Genomic DNA, 18,082 nt, shown 5'->3' with positions numbered 1-18,082 from the left:
GTCGGGCACCGCTGCCAATCCGACCTTGGGCGCAGAGGCTCAGCCGGGGCAGGGACCCAGCACGACGCTTCGACCCGCGGTCTCGCCCGGCAGCAGCGCGCCGAGCTCGGCGCAGAGGCCGTCGTGGCACAAGCTCCAGTCCGGGACCGCTCCGCTCCGTGCGAGCTCGAGCCGGGGCAAAGGCGGCAGGTCCGGCCGGTAATGCCAGAACCCGCCCGCGAACACGGCACCCTCGGGCGGCTCCATCCCGGCACCGCTGCCCTGGACCCGCGCCTCGGCCAGGACGAGAGCGCCGTTCTCGATGCGCCAGTCCTCCTCCCACCGCACCTTCTCGACCGAGTGTGTCCAGGCGAGCGTGAACGCGGCCAGCGCCAGCCGCACCGTCACGGCGCCGGCAGCGAGGCACAAGGCCATCACGCTGGCCGCACGGCCAGACGGCGCCGACTCCACCAGTGCCAGCCCACGAGGAGGGCCGCGAGCGCGAAGCCGGCCTCGTCCGTGACCGGCAGCGCTGCCACCAGCAGCGAGGCTGCGAGCACGGCGAGCGCCCGCTCGGCCCACCCTAGCGGACCGAGAAGCCAGCCGGTGGCGGCACCACCCCAGAGCCCGATCGCCACCACCGCCTTCAGCACCACGTAGGCCGTGGCCGCGACCGGCCCGATCGTGGCCGCGAGCGGATCGCCCGGCTGCAGCATGAGGGAGGGCGCGTAGACCGCCATGAACGGCACCACGTAGCCCGCGACCGCGATCCGCGTCGCCTCGAAGCCGATCCGCATGTGGGACGCACCTGCGATCGGCGAGGCGGCGAGCGCGGCGAGCGCCACGGGCGGAGTCAGGTCGGCCATGATGCCGAAGTAGAACACGAACATGTGGCTCACGATCAGCGGTACGCCGAGCTCGAGGAGGGCGGGACCGGCGATCGAGGCGGTGATGATGTAGTTCGGGATCGTCGGGATGCCGGTGCCCAGCACGAGGCAGGCCACCATCGTCAGCAGAAGGCTCAGGAACAGGCTGCCGCGGCCGACATCGACGATGTAGCTCGCGAAGTTGGAGGCGGCCCCGGTGAGCGTGAGCGAGCCGATGATGGTGCCGACGAGAGCGCAGGCCACGCCGACCGGCAGCGCATGGCGCGCCCCGTCGGCGAGGCTGTCGCGGCACAAGGCCAGCGTCTCCCGCCCGCCCCTGACGAAGGCGCAGAGGAGGACGAGCGCCGCCACCAGCAGGACGACGGCATCGATGCCGAAGCGTAAGAAGGAGGAGGCGCCGAGCCCGATCGCGACCCAGAACAGGAGCCGCAGCGCCTGCGGGGCGATGGCACCCGCAATGGGAGCGCCCAGGACGACGAGTGCCGTGAGGGCGAGGCCCACCGTGCCGGCGAAGAGCGGCGTGTAGCCGCTGAAGAGCAGCCACACGAGCGCCGCGAGCGGCAGGATCAGGTGCCAGTCGCGCTCGAGGGCCCGCAGCGCGTTCGGGCACTGCTCGGGCGGCAGCCCCAGGAGGCCGCGCTTGCCCGCTTCCAGATGCACCATCCAGAACGCCGTGCCGAAATAGAGGATGGCCGGAATCGCCGCCGCCTTGCAGATCTCGGCGTAAGGCACGTCGATGGTCTCGGCCATGATGAAAGCCACCGCCCCCATTACGGGCGGCATGATCTGCCCGCCCATGCTCGAGGTCGCCTCGACCGCGCCGGCGAAGTGGGCCGGGTAGCCGAAGCGCTTCATCAAGGGGATCGTGAACTGGCCGGTGGTGACGACGTTGGCGACCCCGCTGCCGTTGATCGTGCCCATGAGACCCGAGGAGATCACCGCCACCTTGGCGGGGCCGCCGCGGCTGTGGCCGACCGTGCCCAGCGCCACGTCCGTGAACAGGCGGATCATGCCCGCCCGCTCGAGGAACGAGCCGAACAGGATGAAGAGGAAGATGAAGCTCGACGAGACGTAGATCGGCACACCGTAGATGCCCTCGGTGCCGAGGAACATCTGGTCGATCACCTGCGCGAAGTCGTAGCCGCGGTGGTTGAATGGCGAGGGCAGGTATTGGCCGAAGAGGGCATAGGCCACGAAGACGGCGCAGATCAGCGGCAGGGCCGGCCCCATGAGCCGGCGCGCCGCTTCGAAGACGAGGAGGAGGGCGACCACGCCGACGACCAGGTCGATTCTATTGGGATCGCCGGCGCGCTGGATGAGATCCGCGTAGAACACCCAGTGATAGAGCCCGACCACGAAGGCGAGAATGCCGAGCCCCCAGTCGGTCCAGAACCGCGCATCACGCTCCCGGCGCCGGTTGGTCAGGAGCACGAACGTGAGCAGCAGGAGAAACCCGACATGGACCGAGCGCACGATCTGGCTCGGCAGCGGGCTGTAGGCCGCGGTCCAGAGCTGGAACGTGGAGAACAGGATGGCGATCAGGTAGGCGGCTCGGCCGGCCTTGCCGCCCTCCCAGGTCAAGGCTCCCGGATTCTCGCCCGCACCGAGATCGGCGCTCAAGGGAAGGACTCCTGCTGCTCGTCGTCGATGGCCCGCCTAGAGCACGCCCTTCTCCTTGTAGTACCGCTCCGCACCCGGATGGAGCGGCACCGGCATGCCCTTGGCCGCCTTCTCGAGCTTCATGTCCTTGGCCGCGGCGTGGGCGGCCTTGAGCTGGTCCACGTGCTCCCACAAGCCCTTGGTCATGGCGTAGGCGAGCTCGTCCGAGACCTTGTCGTGGGTGACGAGGAAATTGACCACGGCCGCGGTCGGCACGTCGGCCGCCTGGCCGCCATAGGTACCGGCCGGAATGGTGGCGGCGACGTAGGGAGTCCCCACCCGTGCCACGAGATCGCCCGGAATCGCGACCACCTCGATCGGCACGCTCGCGGCAAGATCGCGGATCGAGGCCACGCCCAGACCCGCCGACTGCAGGGTCGCGTCGAGCTGCCGGTTCTTCATGAGCTCGACCGATTCCGCGAACGGCAGGTACTCGACCTTGCCGAGGTCGTCGTAGCCGAGGCCAGCGGCTCCTAGGATGGCGCGCGCGTTGAGCTCGGTGCCGGACTTGGGTGCGCCCACCGAGACGCGCTTGCCCCTGAGGTCGGCGAGCGTGTGGATGCCGGAATCCTTGGTCGCGACGATCTGGATGTAGTTGGGGTAAATCGCGGCGATCCCGCGCAGCCGCTGGAGCGGCGCCTTGAAGCCGGCCTCCTCGTCGCCTTTGAAGCCCAGGGCCAGGGAATCACCCAGCGTGAAAGCGATCTCGCCCTTGCCGGCCTGGAGCAGGTTGAGGTTCTCGACCGAGGCCTTGGTCGCCTGCACCGAGGTCCGGGCATCCGGGACGGTCTCGCCGTAGATCTTGGCCAGCGCCACGCCCAAGGGGTAATAGACCCCGGCCGTGCCGCCGGTGAGCACGTTGATGAACTGCTCGGCCCTTGCCGGCGCATGGACCATGAAAGCCGTAGCGACCGCCATCGCACCGGCGATCAGCCGGCGCCGCCCGCATCGCGGCATGTCCGCCTCCTCCAGAACGCTGCCAGGGAGCCGCCGGCTTCGGGCGGCCCCGTGTGACATACTTACCGGGTGGATGGCCCGCGGTCGAGACCGCGCAACCTCAAGGGTGCAGGGGAAAAAAGAACGGGATCAGCACGCTGGCGGCGAGCCAGGTGATCAGGTTGAGCGGCAGGCCGATCTTGACGAAGTCCCCGAACTTGTAGCCGCCGGCGTTGTAGACGAAGGTGTTGGTCTGATAGCCGATCGGCGTCGCGAACGCGTTGCTGGACGCCAGCATCACCGCCACCACGAACGGCCGCGGGTCGACGCCGAGCCCGTGCGCGAGACCCACGCCGATCGGCGTCAGGAGGATCGCGGTCGCGTTGTTGCTCAGGAACTCGGTCAGGATCATCGTCATGAGATAGGTGACCGAGAGGACCACGTAGGGGCTCATGCCCTGGATCAGGTGCATGACCCCCTCCACCACGAGCCGCGCGGCCCCGCTCGTCTCCATGGCCCGGCCGAGCGCGAGGCTGCCGAAGATCAGCATGATCAGCGACCAGCGGATCGAGCTGTAGGCCTCGTCGGCGTCGAGGCAGCCGCCCGCCACCACGGCGACCGAGGCGATCAGGGCGAGGGCGCTGATCGGCATCACCTCGAAGCTCGCGAGTACAATGACGGCCACGAGTGCCGTGATCGCGAGCCAGCGCCGGCTGCGTCGCAACGGCTGCTCGGTCGGCTCGGCGAGGCTCACGAGCGCCCCCTGCTCGAACAGGCGCTTCAGGCCCTCGGGCGGGCCTTCCATCAGGATCGTGTCGCCGAAGGCGAGCCGCACCTGATCGAAGTTCCCGCCCAGATTCTCACCCTGACGATGCACCGCCAGGATGTAGACGCTGTACTGCCGGCGCAGGTTGAGATCGGCCAGGCGATAGCCGACGAAGCGCGAGTGCGGGCCGACGATGCCCTCCATCACGATCGTGTTCTGCGCCGCGATGGGCTCGAGCGCGTGCTGGCCGGAGGTGCCGAAGGCGACGTCCGACTGGTTGCGCAGGCCGATCACGTCGCCGACGTTGGTACGCAGCACGATCCGATCGCCGGCCTGCAGCACCACGCGGTCGAGCTCGCCCGCGAGCGAGATGCGGTCGCGGATGACGTCGATCACCCGCGCGTTGAGCTTCTTGGCCACCCCGGCTTCGTCCACCGACTTGCCGATGAGCGGCGAGCCGAGAGGGACGAGCACCTCGGTCAGGAACTGCCGCTGCCGCGAGCCCGCCATGATGCCGGCGAAGGTCTCGCGGTTGGGCAGGAGGCGGAAGCCCAGCGTGGCGAGGTAGAGCACGCCGATCAGCGTCAACGGGATGCCGACGGGCGAGATCTCGAACAGGCCGAACGGCTCGAGCCCCTGTTGCACGGCTGCACCCGAAGCCACGATGTTGGTCGAGGTGCCGATGAGCGTGCAGGTGCCGCCCAGCACGGTCGCATAGGAGAGCGGGATCAGATACTTCGAGGGGGCGATTCCCATCGAGTTGGCGAGCGCGATCACCACGGGGGTGAGGATCACCACCACCGGCGTGTTGTTCATGAAGGCCGAGACCGAGGCCGCGCCGATCGTGACCGCCAGCATGGCGGCGAGCGGCGAACCCGAGGCGTGGCGCGAGAACAGCACGCCGGCGCTCTCGACTACCCCCGTCCGCTCGAGGGCGGCGCTCAGGATGAACATGGCGGCGACCGTGATCGGCGCTTCGTTGCTGAAGACTGCGAGCACCTCCTTGGTCGGCAGCACGCCCGTGATCAGGAGGAGGCTGACCGCCATCATCGCCACGACGTCGATGCGGAAGCGCTCGCTCACCATGGTCGCGAACACCACGACCAGCAGCACGAGCACGAAGTAGGGCTCGAGGGTCCCGAGGCTCATCGTCGGTTCGTTGTCCGTTGTGGTGCGCTGGTGGCAGGTGGAACGACAGCGGACAAATCAGGCGAGCGGGTTCAGCACGCAGCACATCGATCGGCGAATGACGGATGCCGGTCTCGGTCGGAAGCGGCCATTCGATCTCCCTGCGTCTCACATGTCCGTGCGATCGCAGCAGAGCCAATAGTCGAGGATCGGGCTACGGACAAGCGTACCGGACGGATGGAGGCGCCGACCTCTCCTCCAGACGTTGAATCCGCTGGCGGAAGGTTCTCGGACCGCTAGTCTGGCGCGGCCCAGACGACGGAGGAGGCCGCAGATCATGCTTCTAGGCATCGACCCGCTCCTGAGCGGCGACGCGCTCGCGACCTTGCGGGACATGGGCCATGGCGACACCATCGCCATCGTGGACGCCAACTTCCCGGCGCATTATCTGGGCCCGCCCGTGATCCGGATGGACACCGATCTCGTCCGCGCCGGGCGGGCGATTCTCTCGGTCATGCCGCTCGACGGCTACGTCGATGCGCCCGTGCTGCGGATGGAGATCGACGGCCGACCCAAGGAGCTGGGCGAGGCGCACGAGGCGTTCGCCGCCATGGTCCAGGAGGTGGCGGGTGCCTGGCCCATGGGCTCGATCGAGCGCTTCCGCTTCTACGAGGAGGCGCGCGGCTGCGCCGCCATCTTCGCGACGCTCGAGCGCCGCCCTTACGCCAACATGATCCTCGTGAAGGGTGTCATCGGCCCGGAAGGGCAGGTGGTCCGCCCGGAGCGGCCGGCGAGACCGGCGCGGCCGCGCGGCGTACGCCCCTGAAAGCGCTCAGCCGGCGAGCCGGACGAGGCCCAGCACGAGCGGCAGGGTGAGGAGCGCCGCCACGGTCGTGATCGTGACGAGCGCTGCCATCAGCTCGGCGTCGCCGCCGAGGAGCCTCGCCAGGATGTAGGAGGCGGTCGCGGTCGGGACGGCGCAGGCGAGGATCACCACCATGAGCGGGGTCGCCCCGAGGCCCAGCGCTAGCCCGAGCCCCGCCGCCACGGCCGGCTTCACGAGGAGCTGGATCGCGGTCGCCACCGCGATCACGAGCGGCTGCGCCGTGACGAGGTGAGGCCTGAGACCGGCGCCGACGGTGAGCAGGCCCAGCGCCATGGTGGCGTGGCTCAGGATCGCGAGCGGCTCGGAAAGCGGCTTCGGCAGGTGCCAGCCGGCAAGATTGATGGCCACGCCCAGAGCACAGGCGAGGATGAGGGGGTTGGTCGCGATCGTGCCGACAAGGGATCCGGCCCGGCCGCTGGCGTCCCGGCCGTGCCGCGTCAGCGCGACGATGCTCAGCAGGTTGGAGGCGGGCACCATCACCGCGACGGCGAGCGCCGTCAGCGGCAGGCCGGCCGGGCCGAACAGGCTGCGGGCGAGCGCCAGCGCCACGTAGCTGTTCCAGCGCACCACGCACTGCAGGACGCTGGTGTAGGAAGGCCCGCTCAGGCGCAGCGGTCCGCGCAAGGCCGCAGCGAGCGCCGCCATGGCGAGCTGCGTGAAAAGAAGGACGATCGTCACGCGCAGGACCGGAAGGCCGCGCAGGTCGGCCGAGGCCAGGCCGTCCACGAGAAGGGCCGGGAACAGGATATAGTAGACCAGCCGGTCGATCGGCGCCCAGGACGCCTCGGGAAGGAAGGCGCTCGCCCTCAGCCCGTAGCCGAGAGCGATCAAGAGCGCCACGGGTGCCAGAGCGTCGAGCACGGTATCGGCTTCCCCCCAGCCCCCGCTCTAGCGCGGCCGTGCAAAACCGCAAAGAGGCCGGTCGGAAGCCGCCGCAGGGCCCAGCCGAGCCGCTGCGACATTCTGTCGTAGGAGATTCCGCAAGTCCGGTGATCGGGCGGAACGATCGCATCATCGGCTACCTGCCGCAGCGCGTACGCTCCGGGCGCCTCACGAGGCGGCTTGACGCAGTCGCCCTGTTGGGCGATGCACGAGACGGCGATGATCGCTGGGCGCGAAGACACAAGAAAAAGCCGGGCCCGAAGGCCCGGCCAAGTAGATCAGGGAGGCTAAACGTCTGGGAGACGACACCCCGGGCGTTGCGCCCGAGGCAGATGGGGCGGCCGGAGCCGGCCCCGTCGCGAGCAAGGCTGCCCAGAGCCACAGCCTTGCTGCAACGCACAATCTAATGAGCAAAGCCTGATCTGGCTAGCCCTATTGTGCATTGCAGCCATGACGCCGGGTGGGCTGGCTCGAAGGAATTTTTCGCCATCGACGCGATGCCGACGCGGCCCGATGGCTGGGGCCGGTCTGGTCGCCGTGCTCCTGGTCGTGGCGCACATCGCCCCGGTGATCGGGATGCTGGACCTGCCGTGCTCGGCGCCGATGCCGCAGCGACGTCGCATACGGGGCACGGAATAATGTAGAGACGGGCCCGGGCGTCGCGTGCGGCGCCCGGCCGCCGTAACCGGCGGCCCTGCAAGCTGTTCGGGATACGGCGATTGGCCGTGTTCTGCGCGGGGAGACGGAATGATGCGCTGGTTCCAGGCTATGATGCCGAAGGAGGAGCGGTTCTTCGACCTGTTCGTGGCGCACTCGCGCGTTCTCGTGGCCGGGGCCGAGGCGCTGCGCAGCCTCATGGACGGTGGCGAGCATGTTGTCCAGTGCTGCCGGACCATCATGGACAAGGAGCACGAGGCCGATGGAATCGCCCACGAGGTGATGCTCGCGGTGCGGCGCACCTTCATCACCCCGTTCGATCGCGGCGACATCAAGGACCTGATCACCTCGATGGACGATGCCATCGACCAGATGCAGAAGACCGCGAAGGCGATCATGCTGTTCGAGGTGCGCGACTTCGAGCCCGAGATGCGCGAGATGGCCGATGCGATCGTCCAGTGCGCCGGCCTCACGCAGGAGGTGGTGCCGCTCCTGGCCGACATCCACAAGGAGACGGCCCGCATCAGCCGCCTGTGCGGGCAGATCATCAAGATCGAGGGCCACGCCGACGAGATCCACGAGAACGGCTTGAAGCGCCTCTACCGCACCCACGCCGCCACCAACCCGATGGCCTACATCACCGGCAGTGAGATCTACGATCATCTCGAGCGGGTGGTGGACCGGTTCGACGATATCGCCGACGAGATCCAGGGCATCGTGATCGAGCAAGTCTGAACGGGGAACGGCGCTACATGGACTCCGTCCTGCTCGGCCTGCCGCTGCTCGTGGGCCTGATCGTCATCGCTCTCGCCTTCGACTTCCTGAACGGCTTTCACGACGCCGCCAACTCGATCGCTACCATCGTCTCGACCCGCGTGCTGCCGCCCCAGGCCGCGGTGGCCTGGGCCGCGTTCTTCAACTTCGTCGCCTTCCTGGTGTTCGGCCTCCACGTCGCCAACACGTTGGGTACGGGCATCGTCGCCGCCGAGGTGGCCGACGCCCATGTCGTCTTCGGAGCGCTCATGGGGGCGATCGTCTGGAACGTCCTCACTTGGTGGTGGGGCTTCCCGTCCAGCAGCTCGCACGCGCTGATCGGCGGGCTCGTGGGGGCCGGCATCGCCAAGGCCGGAACGGGTGCCGTGGTCTGGAGCGGGATCGCCAAGATCGGCGGCGCCATCGTCCTCTCGCCGCTCCTGGGCTTCTTCCTGGCACTCTTTCTGGTCCTCGTCGTCTCCTGGCTGTGCTTCCGTGCCACCCCGTTCGCGGTCGACCGTCACTTCCGCCGCCTCCAGTTCGTCTCGGCCTCGCTCTACAGCCTCGGCCACGGCGGCAACGACGCGCAGAAGACGATGGGGATCATCGCGGTCCTGCTCTACTCGCAGGGCCTCCTCGGCGGCGAGTTCAAGGTGCCGCTCTGGGTCGTCCTCCTCTGCCAGGCGGCGATGGCCTTGGGCACCCTCATGGGTGGCTGGCGGATCGTGAAGACCATGGGCTCGCGCATCACGCACCTGAAGCCGATGCAGGGCTTCTGTGCCGAGACCGGTGGGGCCATGACCCTGTTCCTCGCCACCCATCTCGGGGTGCCGGTCTCGACCACGCACACGATCACGGGCGCCATCGTCGGCGTGGGCTCGGCCCGGCGGCTCTCCGCCGTACGCTGGAGCATCGCTGGCGACATCGTGGTCGCCTGGATCGTCACCCTGCCGGCGACGGCGGTGACGGGCGCCATGTTCTACGAGCTCGCCGCCCTCCTCCACTGAGGGCGGAGACCGCTCAGCTCACGAGCTTCGCGTCGAAGCCCGCGTCCGTGACGCTCATCAGCGTCTTCTTTCCGCGCACGTAGGTCAGAAGATAGACCTCGTGGCCCCAGAGCGTCTTGAGGTGGTTCAACGTCTTGTCGGCGTGGGTCATGTCGAGATCGCGGCCGTCGTGCTCGTGGACGAGATAGAGGCCGCGCCGGCCTCTGTAGTTGGCGTCGTGGATGCGGATCACCGGCATGCTGCCCGTGCCGATCTGCTTCAGGAGCGCGTTCTTGACGTCGGACCAGTGCTCCTCGTCCGACACCTCCGAGACGACGAGATGCTCGCCGCGCGGCTTCCAGGTGAAGAGGTCGAGCTCGCGGCACAGCTCCTCGGTGAGGAAGCGGCGCAGGAAGCTCACGTCCCGCTCGACCTCGCGCACCTCCATGAGCTTGGCGAGCGCCTCCTTCGAGCCCTCGCCGCCGAAGCGCTTCTCGATGTCGCGCCAGACCATGAAGCCGACATGGTAGGGGTTGAGGCCGCCCGGATGCGGGCAGATCACCTGGTTGTGGCGCACCAGGAACTCGAGATGGAGGTCCTGCGGCAGGTCGAGGCTGGTCATGATCCGGTGGTGCCAGTGGCTGGCCCAGCCTTCGTTCATGATCTTGGTCTCGATCTGCGGCAGGAAGTAGCGCGCCTCCTCGTCGACGATCGTGAGCAGGTCCCTTTGCCAGTCGGCGAGATCGCGGTTGTGGTCGCGGATGAAGAGGAGAAGATCCGCCTCGGGTTCGAGCGGCTCCTTCGTGAGGTCGGGATGAGTGGCCTCGACCCGCTTGTGCAGGCCGGCGAAAGCGTCGGCCGGCGGGCGCGCGGCATCGAGCAGGCGTGCGCGCTGCTCGGCCGGCTTCAGCTTCCGGATCGCGAGATTGCGCGAGCGGTTGAACGAGAGCGCGTGCGCCGCGTCCAGGAACAGCTCCACGGCTTCCGCACCGATCGACGGGTCCTCGATATAGCCTCTGACCCGATCGGCCCTGGCCTTGAACGAGGCGATGGTCTCGCCGGCGTCGGTGGTCTTGAAGGTGAAATTGTTCTTGAAGAAGTCGTTGTGCCCGTAGACGTGTGCGATCGTCAGGATCTGCAGGCACAAGGAGTTGTCGCGCATCAGGTAGGCGAGGGCAGGGTTCGAGTTGATGACCATCTCGTACGGCAGGCCCGATACGCCGTGGTCGTACATGGTCTTGGTCTGTTCGAACGCCTTGCCGAAGCTCCAGTGCGGGTAGTGCGACGGCATGCCATGATAGGCCATGTAGCCCAGCATGGCGTTCTGGTCGCACACCTCGAACTCCTGCGGGTAGCAGTCGAGCCCGATCTCGGCCACCTTCTCCCGGATCTTCTCGTCCCAGTACTCGAGGTCGCGCAAGGTCCAGTTGGTCATCGTCCGTCACACGCCACCGCTCGCCGAGATGCCCGCTGTCCTCGGCACTCTTCTTTAGATGGCGCAAGGCGAGGCCGGCGTCGAGGCCTCGGTGTCAGGCAGCCTCGACGATCTCCGTGCGGCGCACGCCGATCGCGTCCGCGAGCAGCCTGAGGCGGTCCGCCACGACCTCGCTGTCGGGCACGCGCGCCGCACGCGCCACCTCGAGTCGCACGCGATCGGCCTCGATCCGCAGCCCGGCCCGAGCCAGGATCTCGGGCACGCTGCCCGAGATCCTGTAGCCCAGGAGCATGGTGCGACCCAGGATCTGGGCACGCCGCCGGGCGCTCGGCGCGAGCAGGCCGATGGCGGGCTGGAGCCACGGATCGTCCAGCCGGCCGGGATAGCGGGCATGGACCGCCGCCGCGAGAAAGACCCGCTCCCGATGGTCGATGCCGATGAACGGGAACTGGAGCAGACGGTGGAAGCTCTCGATGCCCTGCACGTCCGGATGATCGCGCCAGGCGATGTCGGAGAGCGCGCAGGCCGCGACCCGGAGCCGCCGGTCGGCCGCGGTCTCGCCCGGAAACAGATGCTCGGTCCAGCGGGCGAGCGCGTCCCCGAAGTCGGGGACGCGCGCGAGAGGCCTGCCCAGGATGCACGCACCCTCGATCAACGGGTCGAGCCGGCGCTCCTCCTCGGGAAGCTGCATCAGGAGCCAGCCTTCGCGCACGCCCAAAGCCGAGAACACCACCCGTTCCGAGTCCAGGCGCTTGAGCACGCGATCCATGACGAGGGCAGAGGCCGCGAGGGTGGGCACCCGCCGCGCCGGCACGCCCGGCAGCTCGGCGAGCTTCTCCGGGGGCAGGCGCCACAGCCGCTTCGCGAACGCCCGAGCCTCCCTGCCGTCGATGGTGTAGCCGTGCACCACGCGCACAGGCGCTTTTCCGGCCGCCATGTGTGCCTTGGCGAGCGCGCGCCAGCCGCCGCCGACGGCGTGGAAGACGGGCTCGATCAGAGCCGGGGGCAGCCGTGCCGCGAGGAGCGCATCGACGTGCTCCCTGGCGTCCTTGCCGTGCCGCGCCAGCAGCGACTGGACCGGCAGGGCCCCCAAGGGCAGGCTCACGGCCTGCTCGCCCACCCGGTCCTCGAGCGCTTCGATCACCTCGAGGCTGCCGCCGCCCATGTCGCCGACGAGGCCGACGGGTCGGTAGAAGCCGGCGATGACTCCCAGCCCGGCGTAGCGGGCTTCCTCCTCGCCGCTCAGGACACGGACCGCAAGCCCGGTCTGCTCGCGGATCGCCGCCACGAGGTCCGGGCCGTTCGTCGCCCGGCGCACCGCCTCGGTCGCGAGCACGTCGATCCGGGCGACCTGCATGGCATCGGCGATGGCATGGAAGCGCCGGACCGCCTCGACCGTGCGCCGGAAGCCCTCTGCCGGCAGCTCGCCGGTCTCGTCGAGCCCGGCCGCGAGGCGGCAGAGCGACTTCTCGTTGAAGCGCGGGAAGGGTGCCCGGCCGAGCTGGTCGTAGACCACGAGCCGGACGGAATTGGAGCCGATGTCGACGACGGCGTAGTGCGGCCGCTCGGGCCGTGGCACCTGCTCGGGCACGAGCCCGCGCGGCTGCTCCTGAGCCCGGTCGAGGATGTCCGCCCGTTTTCGCGCCATCCGCCTGCTCCCTCTGCCACGACCCGAGATACGTTAACAGAACGGGCAGGGTTGGCTAACCCGGCATCTGTCGGCGTCGCCGCGCTCCGCTGAAGCGCCGTTCGGCAGCGTCAACGAATACGAATGGTGCCTGGTACCATTGACGAACCCTTGACGCGAGCGCTTCCGAGCGGCGCCTCAGAGCCGAGCCAGCCGCTCGGTCAGGAGATCGAAGAACCCGTCCGCATCGATGTCGTTGACGACGAGCGCGTTGGCCGGTCGTTCGGGCTGGTCGATCCGGTGCCACCAGTCCACGACCGTGCGGCCGATCGTGTGGCGGCCTTCGGTCTCGATCTCCACTCGGCAGCGCTTGCCCGAGAACAGCTCCGGGCGGATCAGCCAGGCGATGACGCAAGGATCGTGTAGCGGCGCTCCGGGGATGTGGTAGCGGTCGCGGTCGTAGCGGTTGAAGAAGCCCAGGAGGCCCACGCAGGCCTTGGCCACCGGCGTGCCGATCGCCCCGATCCGGGCGAGGCGCTCGTCCGTTACCAGCGCCTTGTGGGTCACGTCGAGCCCGTGCATGACGATGGGGGCGCCCGATTCGAACACGACGGCGGCGGCGTGTGGATCGACGTAGATGTTGAACTCGGCGGCGGGCGTCGTGTTGCCGAGCTCGATCGCTCCGCCCATCAGCACGATCTGCCGGATGCGCGGCACGATCGCCGGCTCCTTGATCATGGCGAGCGCGATGTTGGTGAGTGGTCCCGTCGGGCAGAGCGTCACCGTCCCCGCCGGCTCGCGCAGGAGCGTCTCCACGATCACGTCGACCGCGTGGCCGGATGTCAGCGGCAGGCGCGGTTCGGGGAGTTCGGCGCCGTCGAGGCCGGTCTTGCCGTGGACGTACTCCGCCGTCTCGAGCGGGCGCAGGATCGGCCTGACACAGCCGGCATGGACCGGAACGTCGCTCCGGCCGGCGAGCTCGACGATCTGTCGCGCGTTCCGGCTCGTGAGCGGCAGCGGCACGTTGCCGGCGACCGTGGTGATCGCCAGCACCTCGATCTCCTCCCTCGAGGCGAGGGCGAGGAGGATGGCCAAGGCGTCGTCCTGGCCGGGATCGCAGTCGAGGATGATGCGATGCAAGGGCATGGCGATCAGCTTCAGCTCGGGGTTGCGCGGCGGCAAGATGGGCCAGCCGCCCCGAAAAGGCCAGTCCGCTTGATCCCACCTTTCGAGATTGCGGCCATGTCATGGTAGTCCTAGGCTCCATGCGCGGAAAACCGGCGACAAGCCGGAAGAAAGCCACCAGGGTTTGGAGGTAGGAGACATGAGTTCAGGCAAGCTGCGCGCCGCGGCGGCCACCGCGATCGCGTTCGCAGCGCTCTCGCTCGCGGGCCATGGCGTTGCCCGTGCCGAGATGGTCTACCGCATGGCGACGATGGGCGAGCCCAAGAGCCTCGACCCGCACATGGTCTCGGGCACCTGGGAGAACTACATCGTCGGCGACGCCTTTCTGGGCCTCATGACCGACGCCGCCGACGCCAAGCCCATTCCGGGTGCCGCCGAGAGCTGGACCATCAGCGACGACGGCCTGACCTACACCTTCAAGCTCCGCGACCACAAATGGTCCGACGGCCGGCCCGTCACCGCCGAGGACTTCGTCTACTCCTTCCGCCGCATCATCGATCCGGCCACGGCGGCCGAGTACGCCTACATCCTGAACCCGATCAAGAACGCCGCCAAGCTGAATTCCGGCGAGATGAAGGGGATGGAGAACCTGGGCGTGCGGGCGATCGACGATCGCACGCTCGAGATCACGCTCGAAGGACCCACCGGCTACTTCCTCGAGCTTCTGACCCACTACACGGCGTTCCCTGTGCCCAGGCACGTGATCGAGGCGAAGGGGCAGGACTGGGTCAAGCCCGGCAACTTCGTGAGCAACGGTGCTTTCTACGTCACCGAATGGACGCCGCACGCGCGCGTGGTTTCGGCCAGGAACCCGAACTTCTACGATGCCGCCAACGTCAAGATCGACAAGGTGATCTACTATCCCGACGAGGACAGGAACGCCGTCACCAAGCGGTTCCGCGCGGGCGAGATCGACTATGCCGACGACTTCGCCTCCGAGCAGATCGACTTCCTGAAGCGCGAGCTGCCCAAGGAGACCCGGATCCATCCCTATCTCGGCACCTATTACTACCCCATCAACGTGAAGAAGCCGCCGTTCGACAATCCCGACGTGCGGCGCGCCCTCTCGCTCGCCGTCGACCGCGAGGCGATCACCGACAAGGTGCTCAAGACCGGTGAGCTGCCGGCCTACGGCGTGGTGCCGCCCGGTACCGGCGAGTACGGACAGCCTTACGCGCCGGACTGGTCGAAGCTGCCGCTCAAGGAGCGTCAGGCCAAGGCCAAGGAGCTTCTGAAGCAGGCCGGGTTCGGACCCGACAAGCCCTTGAAGCTCGAGCTCGCCTACAACACGTCGGAGAACCACAAGCGGATCGCGGTCGCGGTCCAGGCGATGTGGAAGCAGATCGGCGTGCAGGCCGAGCTCGTGAACCGCGAGGCCAAGGTCCACTACGACATGCTCAAGCAGCACCAGCTCGACGTGGCGCGCGCGGCCTGGGTCGCCGACTACAACGACCCGCAGAACTTCCTCTCGCTGCTCGAGACCCGGACCGGCCCCATGAACTACGGCCAGTTCAGCGACCCCGAGTTCGACCGGCTGATGCTGGAGCAGGGCCGGATCCGGGATCAGGGCAAGCGCATGGAGCTGATGCACCAGGCCGAGAAGATCGCGATCGACGCCGATGCCTGGATCCCGATCTACTACTACGTTTCGAAGGCGCTGGTCTCGCAGAGGCTCAAGGGCTACGTCGACAACACCAAGCACATCCACCGCTCGCGCTGGATGTGGCTCGAAGGCTGAGCCCCCGTGTCCCGGCACGTGCTGCGTCGGCTGCTCGTGAGCGTGCCGACGCTCTTTCTCATCGTCACCTCGAGCTTCTACATGATGCGCCTCGCACCGGGCGGGCCGTTCGACCAGGAGCGGCCCATCCCACCCGAGATCCGTGCCAACATCGAGCGCGCCTACCATCTCGACGAGCCCTTGTGGCAGCAGTACGCGCGCTATCTCGGCGGCGTGCTCAAAGGCGACTTCGGCCCCTCCTACCGCACCAAGGACTTCACCGTGACGGAGCTCCTCGCCGAGGGGGCTCCGGCCTCGATCAAGGTCGGCGGGCTCGCCGTGATCCTGGCCACGACCCTGGGCCTCACGGCCGGGATCGTGGCGGCGCTCCGGCAGAACACCTGGGTCGACTACACCGCCATGGGCCTCGCCATGATCGGAATCGCGATCCCGAACTTCGTCATGGCGCCGCTTTTGACCCTGATCTTCGGTGTCTATCTCGGCTGGCTGCCGGTGGGCGGCTGGGGCGGTGGCGCCCCGAAGTTCCTGATCCTGCCCGTGATCGCCCTGGCCCTGCCGCAGGTTGCCCGCGTGGCGCGGCTCGCGCGGGGAGCCATGATCGAGCAGCTTCACGCCAACCATGTCCGCACCGCCCGCGCCAAGGGCCTGCGCGAGCGGCTGGTACTCCTGCGGCATGCGCTCCCCGGCGCCATGCTCCCCGTCGTCTCCTATCTCGGGCCGATGACGGCAGCGCTGCTCACGGGCTCGGTCGTGATCGAATCGATCTTCAGCATTCCCGGGATCGGCCGCTACTTCGTGCAGGCCGCCCTGGACCGCGACTACACCGTGGTCATGGGTGTGGTCATCGTCTACGCCGCGCTCATCATCACGCTCAATCTCGTGGTCGACCTCGTCTACGGCCTCCTCGATCCCAAGGTGAGGCACGACTGACATGCTGTCCGGGCAAGCCCATGCCGACCTCCTCGCCCAGGCGGGCGAGGTGGAAGGCCGCTCCTTGTGGCAGGACGCGCGCCGGCGCCTCTTCCGGAACCGTGCCGCCGTGGTCTCGATGGTGGTGCTGGCCCTGATCACGGCAGCCGCGATCTTGGCACCCTGGCTCAGCCCCTATGCCTTCGACGAGATCAACTGGGACCTGATCGCGGCCCCGCCCGACCTCGCCACCGGCCACTGGTTCGGCACCGACAACAACGGCCGCGACCTGTTCGTGCGTGTCCTCTACGGTGCCCGCGTCTCGCTCGCGGTCGGCGTGGCGGCGACGCTGGTGAGCCTCGTCATCGGGGTGCTCTACGGCGCCGTCGCGGGCTTCGTCGGCGGCAAGGTCGACGAGGCGATGATGCGCTTCGTCGACATCCTCTACTCGCTGCCGTTCATGTTCTTCGTCATCATCCTGATGGTGGTGTTCGGCCGGAACATCTTTCTGCTCTTCATCGCGCTCGGCGCGGTCGAATGGCTGACCATGGCGCGCATCGTCCGCGGCCAGACCCTTTCGGTGAAGCGCAAGGAGTTCATCGAGGCGGCGCACGCCGCCGGTGTCTCCAACTGGCGCATCGTGCTGCGCCACATCATCCCGAACGTGCTCGGCCCCGTCGTCGTCTACGTCACCCTCACCGTGCCCGAGGTCATCATCACCGAGAGCTTCCTCTCCTTTCTCGGCCTCGGCGTGCAGGAGCCCTACACCTCCTGGGGTGTGCTGATCTCCGAGGGTGCGGGCCAGATGGAAAGCGCCCCCTGGATGCTGATCTTCCCGGCCATCTTTCTCGCCGTCACCCTCTTCGCCTTCAACTTCATCGGCGACGGCCTGCGCGACGCCCTCGACCCCAAGGACCGCTGAGCTTGGCCTTGCGGCAAGCATGAGCTAAGCTTAGCTAGGCTTTGCTGGAGGCCTCATGCGCACCGTCAACATCCATGCCGCCAAGACCAACCTCTCGAGCCTGCTCGAGGAGGTGGAGAAGGGCGAAGAGATCGTGATCGCCCGCGCCGGCAAGCCAGTGGCGAAGCTCGTGCCTTTCGCTGAGCTGCCAAAGGAGCGCAAGCCCGGCATTCTGCGTGGTCAGGCTTGGGCCGCCCCGGACGCCTGGGACCCCGATCCCGAGCTCGAGCGCCTGTTCTACGAGGGTGACCCCCGCTTTCCCTCCAAGCTCGACGATTGTCTGGAGGACATGCGGGTTAAAGGGCAGGCGCCAGAGGATGCCGACGCTTGAGGCTCCTCCTGGACTCGAACGCGCTCTACTGGTTCGTCGTCGAGCCGGAGCGTCTTGGGCCGGCCGCCTACGCCGCCATCAACGACCCCAATCACGAAGTCTATTTCAGCGCCGTCAACTTATGGGAGCTGGCGATCAAGCGCGCCAAGGGCAAGCTCCGTTTCGAGGATGCGGCCATGTTGGCCGCCGTAGCGGCGCAAGGCTTCGTCGAGCTGCCCGTGACCGCCCGGTACAGCCTTGAGGCGGCATCTCTGCCGCTCCACCACAACGACCCTTTCGACCGGATGCTGATCGCCCAGGCCCGGCTCGAAGGCCTGACGCTCGTCACCAGCGACCGCGTCTTCTGGCGCTACCGTGTCCTCCTCCTGGAAGCCTGA

General features: G+C 68.0%; 16 protein-coding genes. 8 read left to right on the top strand and 8 right to left on the bottom strand.

Features of this window, described 5'->3' with window-relative positions:
- Positions 1-39 precede the first annotated feature (39 nt).
- The 4 genes from U1T56_RS00905 to U1T56_RS00890 all read right to left on the bottom strand — a co-directional run bounded on the left by U1T56_RS00905 (position 40) and on the right by U1T56_RS00890 (position 5,376).
- Complete coding sequence (locus U1T56_RS00905; protein ID WP_418157831.1) at positions 40-414, bottom strand: DUF1850 domain-containing protein; 375 nt, start codon at positions 412-414, stop codon at positions 40-42.
- Positions 414-2,486, bottom strand: coding sequence for a TRAP transporter permease (locus U1T56_RS00900; protein WP_418157543.1), 2,073 nt, complete (start codon positions 2,484-2,486; stop codon positions 414-416). The genes U1T56_RS00905 and U1T56_RS00900 overlap by 1 nt, the downstream gene beginning before the upstream one ends.
- A 36-nt stretch (positions 2,487-2,522) precedes the next feature.
- Positions 2,523-3,482: a TAXI family TRAP transporter solute-binding subunit gene (locus U1T56_RS00895; RefSeq protein WP_418157542.1), complete on the bottom strand. Its 960-nt coding sequence runs from the start codon at positions 3,480-3,482 to the stop codon at positions 2,523-2,525.
- A 100-nt stretch (positions 3,483-3,582) separates the two neighbouring features.
- On the bottom strand, positions 3,583-5,376 hold the full coding sequence (locus U1T56_RS00890; RefSeq protein ID WP_418157541.1) for an SLC13 family permease: 1,794 nt from the start codon (positions 5,374-5,376) through the stop codon (positions 3,583-3,585).
- Positions 5,377-5,692: 316 nt separating this feature from the next.
- On the opposite strand from U1T56_RS00890, the gene U1T56_RS00885 reads away from it, so the two are divergent.
- The gene (locus U1T56_RS00885; RefSeq protein ID WP_418157540.1) at positions 5,693-6,181 is read left to right on the top strand and encodes an RbsD/FucU family protein; all 489 of its coding nucleotides are present in this window, start codon (positions 5,693-5,695) and stop codon (positions 6,179-6,181) included.
- 6 nt (positions 6,182-6,187) lie between these two features.
- Here U1T56_RS00885 and U1T56_RS00880 read toward each other — a convergent pair whose 3' ends face one another.
- Entirely contained in the window at positions 6,188-7,102 is a 915-nt protein-coding gene (locus U1T56_RS00880; RefSeq protein WP_418157539.1) for an AEC family transporter, read from the bottom strand.
- A gap of 768 nt (positions 7,103-7,870) precedes the next feature.
- On the opposite strand from U1T56_RS00880, the gene U1T56_RS00875 reads away from it, so the two are divergent.
- Positions 7,871-8,515, top strand: coding sequence for a DUF47 domain-containing protein (locus U1T56_RS00875; protein ID WP_418157538.1), 645 nt, complete (start codon positions 7,871-7,873; stop codon positions 8,513-8,515).
- A 17-nt stretch (positions 8,516-8,532) separates the two neighbouring features.
- A complete protein-coding gene (locus U1T56_RS00870) occupies positions 8,533-9,540 on the top strand; it encodes an inorganic phosphate transporter (protein WP_418157537.1) in 1,008 nt (335 codons plus the stop codon).
- A 13-nt stretch (positions 9,541-9,553) separates the two neighbouring features.
- Here the strand turns inward: U1T56_RS00870 and U1T56_RS00865 are convergent, their stop codons facing one another.
- From U1T56_RS00865 to U1T56_RS00855, 3 genes are all read right to left on the bottom strand, one after another.
- Positions 9,554-10,954 (bottom strand): SpoVR family protein, encoded by a 1,401-nt coding sequence (locus U1T56_RS00865; RefSeq protein ID WP_418157536.1) that lies wholly within the window; start codon positions 10,952-10,954, stop codon positions 9,554-9,556.
- A gap of 94 nt (positions 10,955-11,048) precedes the next feature.
- Positions 11,049-12,602 (bottom strand): Ppx/GppA phosphatase family protein, encoded by a 1,554-nt coding sequence (locus U1T56_RS00860; RefSeq protein ID WP_418157535.1) that lies wholly within the window; start codon positions 12,600-12,602, stop codon positions 11,049-11,051.
- A 177-nt stretch (positions 12,603-12,779) separates the two neighbouring features.
- Positions 12,780-13,727 (bottom strand): nucleoside hydrolase, encoded by a 948-nt coding sequence (locus tag U1T56_RS00855; RefSeq protein WP_418157830.1) that lies wholly within the window; start codon positions 13,725-13,727, stop codon positions 12,780-12,782.
- 178 nt (positions 13,728-13,905) lie between these two features.
- Between U1T56_RS00855 and U1T56_RS00850 the strand changes: the two genes are divergently transcribed.
- The 5 genes from U1T56_RS00850 to U1T56_RS00830 are packed head-to-tail and all read left to right on the top strand — an operon-like array spanning position 13,906 to position 18,082.
- Positions 13,906-15,504 (top strand): peptide ABC transporter substrate-binding protein, encoded by a 1,599-nt coding sequence (locus U1T56_RS00850; protein ID WP_418157534.1) that lies wholly within the window; start codon positions 13,906-13,908, stop codon positions 15,502-15,504.
- 6 nt (positions 15,505-15,510) lie between these two features.
- Complete coding sequence (gene oppB / locus U1T56_RS00845) at positions 15,511-16,434, top strand: oligopeptide ABC transporter permease OppB (protein WP_418157533.1); 924 nt, start codon at positions 15,511-15,513, stop codon at positions 16,432-16,434.
- Between the two features lies 1 nt (position 16,435).
- The gene (oppC, locus tag U1T56_RS00840) at positions 16,436-17,335 is read left to right on the top strand and encodes an oligopeptide ABC transporter permease OppC (RefSeq protein ID WP_418157532.1); all 900 of its coding nucleotides are present in this window, start codon (positions 16,436-16,438) and stop codon (positions 17,333-17,335) included.
- Positions 17,336-17,390: 55 nt separating this feature from the next.
- Entirely contained in the window at positions 17,391-17,705 is a 315-nt protein-coding gene (locus tag U1T56_RS00835; RefSeq protein ID WP_418157531.1) for a type II toxin-antitoxin system Phd/YefM family antitoxin, read from the top strand.
- Positions 17,702-18,082 (top strand): type II toxin-antitoxin system VapC family toxin, encoded by a 381-nt coding sequence (locus U1T56_RS00830; RefSeq protein WP_418157530.1) that lies wholly within the window; start codon positions 17,702-17,704, stop codon positions 18,080-18,082. The genes U1T56_RS00835 and U1T56_RS00830 overlap by 4 nt, the downstream gene beginning before the upstream one ends.

It is taken from the genome of Benzoatithermus flavus (assembly GCF_037908215.1).
Taxonomy (GTDB): Bacteria; Pseudomonadota; Alphaproteobacteria; order Geminicoccales; family Geminicoccaceae; genus Benzoatithermus; species Benzoatithermus flavus.
Note: the sequence above shows the minus strand (reverse complement) of the source record. Positions and strands in the feature narration are given on the sequence as shown.